Raw genomic sequence first — 4,203 nt, 5'->3', positions numbered from 1 at the left:
ACTCCGATCTCCTCTCTTGAGACGGCATACAATATTATGCGTGATGAGGGTGTCAGGTATGTATATATAGGCAACCTTCCCGACCACAGATCCATGAGTACCTATTGTCATTCCTGTGGTAAAAAGATAATATCGAGAAAAGGCTACAGTATTTCCTCAATATCCATGAAAGTCGGTAATTGCGGATTCTGCGGAGAGGAGATCCCGGGAATATGGTCCTGAGAAATACAGTATGGTCCCTTGTTCTGTTCATTGGGATTTTTCTGATCATGTCAGTTTCAAGGCCGGCCACGTCTAATGAAAGAAGAGGTCTTTCCATGAAGAACAGCGTACGTTTGCCGGCAGTGGCCGGACAATTCTATCCCGGCGATCCCGATGCTCTTCGTAGTGAGATCAGGACCATGTTTTCAAGGATCAAAAGCAATCCCCCTTCCGGCGATTTGGTCGCTCTGGTTTCTCCTCACGCAGGTTATGTCTATTCAGGACAAGTGGCTGCTGAAGCATTTGCCAGTCTTAAAGAGGGCCAGTTCGAGACAGTAGTCGTCATTTCTCCATGTCACATAGAGCATTTCCCCTTTGCTTCAATATTTCGTGGTGAAGCATACAGGACTCCCCTTGGAGATATCCCGATCGATTCCGAGCTTTCCTCCGCTATCGCAGACGGAAGCGACCTGATAAAGATCGGTGAATCCGGCCATGTAACAGGTAGTAGTGGGAGAGGAGAACATTCTCTCGAGGTCCAGCTACCTTTTTTGCAGGTCGCCCTCGGCGAATTCAAACTCGTACCGATCGTCATCGGCGATCAGTCACCCGAAATCATCAAAGATCTCGCAACCGCACTTGGAAGGGAACTGAAGAGCAGGAATGTCCTCATGGTGGCGAGTACCGATCTTTCCCATTTCCATGATGCTCGTTCCGCAGAGTCTCTGGACAGGGTATTTATCAACAATCTCACTGATCTTGCTCCTGATGATCTCTTGCGTTCACTATCCGACCGACGGACTGAAGCCTGTGGTGGAGGCCCGACGGCAGTCGTCATGACCGCAGCTAAAATACTCGGGGCTGATTGTTGTTCTATTCTTAAATACGCGAATTCCGGAGATATCACAGGTGACAACACGAGTGTCGTAGGATATGTCTCAGCATCAATATCAAGATCCGCTGAACATCCTGAAGACTGTGTCAGAGAAGATAAAATGCAGAAACTGGTATCCGACGACGATGACAGAAATCCTTGCGACGAAACCAGCCTTACTGAATCTGACAGGAGATTCCTGCTTTCTTTCGCCAGGCATACCCTTGAATCTTTGTTCAACAAAAAGAAAGTCGACCTTGACATACCTTCCTCCGACATTCTACACGAAAAACGTGGAGGCTTCGTCACTCTTCACAAGAACGGCAGACTGCGCGGATGCATAGGATATATCGAAGCTGTTAAACCCCTTCTGGATACTGTATCGGAAATGGCTGAAGCTGCTGCGTTCCACGATCATCGCTTCCCCTCTCTTCGTGAGGAGGAACTGGTCGAGATCATGATAGAGATCTCCGTTCTCAGCCCTGTCAAAAAGATAGAAGACGTGTCAGAGATCGAAGTGGGAAAGCATGGTATTATCATTTCAGCCGGTGGCCAAAGAGGACTTCTTCTTCCACAGGTAGCCACTGAATGGAAATGGGACAGGGAGACATTCCTCTCACAGACTTGCTTGAAAGCAGGCCTCGATCCGGACGCATGGAAAAGAGAAGGGACTACTATTGAGGTATTTTCAGCGGATATATTTTCCGAGAAAGAAATGCAGTCACAATGACCCGCATCAATCGCTTGTCTGATCATTTGCGCGCACTGAACCCAACCCGTGTAAAAGGATCACAAGTCCCATAGTCCACCATGTTCCCGCAGCAGGCATAAGGACCAGGCTTCCAAGAATACCTCCCGCACAACCTCCCAGAAGGTCCAGTGAATAAAATATCGCCGGGTTTCTGTCCAGTGAGGAAGTTGAGGCGGCCCTGACGGATGAAAGAAAATATGAACCAGTAAAGAATCCGTTTAAAAATGAGAAAAGATAGATAACAGCTTCATATGCTCCACCCCTGATTCCGATTCTTTCTGCAAATAATAGATAAGTGACAAATGACAGGACCATCAGAAGGATGATGATGTGGAGATTTCGGCGTTTGTAGAACCCCGTATATCTTTCGATCATGAATCCCCCGGAACCTATAGCAGCTCCAGCCATAAAGGATGCCGAGATCATGACTATGCCATAATAGATGATCCCTGCAACAGCCTGATAATCCATTATTATGGCAACCTGGAATACGAGGGCCGCGAATCCAGTCATGAAGATCCCGGAACCAGTGTTTCTACTTCCACGAAAGCCCAACAGACCGATGAAAGGGAGCGCAGTCAGGATGAGGATCAGAATCCGCGGAACATTGTCATATCCTGAGAGAAGCGCGAGGACCCTGTTTCCGACACGCATTGATTCAAGTTCGAGTTCGTAGTCCACCAGGACAGGCATTCTGTCACTGTTTATCCTTATAACGCCCATATCCTTTATTGATTTCCTGAGGTGCCCGACCCTTTCCACACTCAACCTTTCCGACAGTGACTCTTCCGTGAAGAACCCGGAATCGATCTTCCTGTCTCTCAGATTGTCCATGATGTCATTCGTCCGGATTTTCCTGTCTCCCGCAACAAAGTGTGCCGTGCTGCCGGGGAATACGGACACCGAATCGAATTCCTCCTCGAGAGTACGGTAGATACAGGACAATGCTCCGGAAAGCTCTGGGGAAATATAGTTTTCGGACGAACTATGGGATAATGCCAGCAACCCTCCACCCCGCAGACGACCCGATACTTCTCTGAAAAACTCCTTCGTGTAATACCTGTTCCACATCAGGTTTATTGGAAGAGGTGTGTTGATGATTATCAGGTCGTACATCTCGCTGGTCGACGAAATGTATCTTCTTGCGTCATCGATTATCCATTTGGCTGAAGGAACATCTCTCCCTGCTGCATCCCGTTCGGATTCCACCAGCCCCGCTTTTCCATAGAGTTCCAGCAACGATCTATCCAGTTCAATACAGTGGATAGACCTGACCCCTTGATGCAATAATATCTCTTCAACAGTTCCACCGATAGTGCCCCCGGCAAGCAGGATTCTTTCCGGCTTGTCCACTGATAGTACGGGTATGTGGACAGCTTCACCCGATCCAACAGGATCCGGCACTGAAAACAGCCTGCCACCACCTGAATATATGGATATGATCTCGCCCGAACTGACCATGTCGGACTCGTTATAACGGGATGAAATAGAGGCCATGTAGTCGTATCCCTCGTAGATAAGTCTTCTGCTCGCTTCATCTATCCTGTTTCCGCCGAATATGATCAGAACTACACCACATATTGAAAGTACTATCGATATCGATGTGATCTTTCCTCGATAAGGATACGCTGTCGCTCCGATAATGACAGTAGACATCACGAGAGCTGCATCGAAATGAGTAAACAATCTCAGGAGAAGTGTAGTGAAAAACAGTCCTCCCACTACTGCTCCGATTGCTTCAAGGCAATATACTCTTGAGATTGTTTTTTTTAAACCGGGCTTATCTGATTTCCCGGATCTCACTACCATATTGAATATCGCCCCGAAGATAACAGCGGTAGGAGCTATAACGGTAAATGCGAACAAAAGAGCCCGGCCATATTCAGGGATCGTACCAGGAGGATATGCCATCATGCTCCTCCCGACTCTTATGCCTATTACCGTAAGAGGCAACAGGATCGAAACGATCAAAACGAAACACCCCAGAGTCGACCTCGCCTGCTTCCAGGACCGGGATGACAAACGGGCTGCAAGCAGACCACCCACACCAGCCCAGAACAGCCATGATGACAGGATAAACCCGATCGTAAACTCCGTCCCCGAAAAAAGACACAGAAGTTCCCGAATATACAATGTCTGAGAACAGAGGGCACCGGCCCCGAAAGCAACTACGTGGATATTGGATGGATATCGACGATTATCGGTGGGCAATTCATCCGCCTCCGAAATAATCCACTTCGAAGACCTTCTTGAAATCGAACACTCCGGCAAAATCGTCCAGGCTGTCATCATTCGTCTTCTCGAGCATCTTCTCCTCGATAAGATTGAATACTACGTGTCCGATATCACTTGTATCGATCAGTCCCCACTCATTGAA

At 48.0% G+C, this 4,203-nt stretch carries 3 protein-coding genes; 2 read left to right on the top strand and 1 reads right to left on the bottom strand.

The genetic code is table 11. From position 1 onward, the window contains the following. The coding region (locus KOO63_03505) for a radical SAM protein (GenBank protein ID MBU8920907.1) at nt 1–222 on the top strand (222 nt) is incomplete at its 5' end. A gap of 95 nt (nt 223–317) precedes the next feature. After that, the gene (gene amrB, locus KOO63_03500; protein MBU8920906.1) at nt 318–1,805 is read left to right on the top strand and encodes an AmmeMemoRadiSam system protein B; all 1,488 of its coding nucleotides are present in this window, start codon (nt 318–320) and stop codon (nt 1,803–1,805) included. A 6-nt stretch (nt 1,806–1,811) separates the two neighbouring features. On the opposite strand, the gene KOO63_03495 is transcribed toward amrB, so the two are convergent. Further along, complete coding sequence (locus tag KOO63_03495) at nt 1,812–4,037, bottom strand: hypothetical protein (protein ID MBU8920905.1); 2,226 nt, start codon at nt 4,035–4,037, stop codon at nt 1,812–1,814. Between the last annotated feature and the right edge of the window lie 166 nt (nt 4,038–4,203).

The organism is Candidatus Latescibacterota bacterium (assembly GCA_019038625.1).
Lineage (GTDB): Bacteria > Krumholzibacteriota > Krumholzibacteriia > Krumholzibacteriales > Krumholzibacteriaceae > JAGLYV01.
The sequence above is the reverse complement of the archived record's forward strand: the minus strand, read 5'-3'. Positions and strand labels throughout refer to the sequence as shown.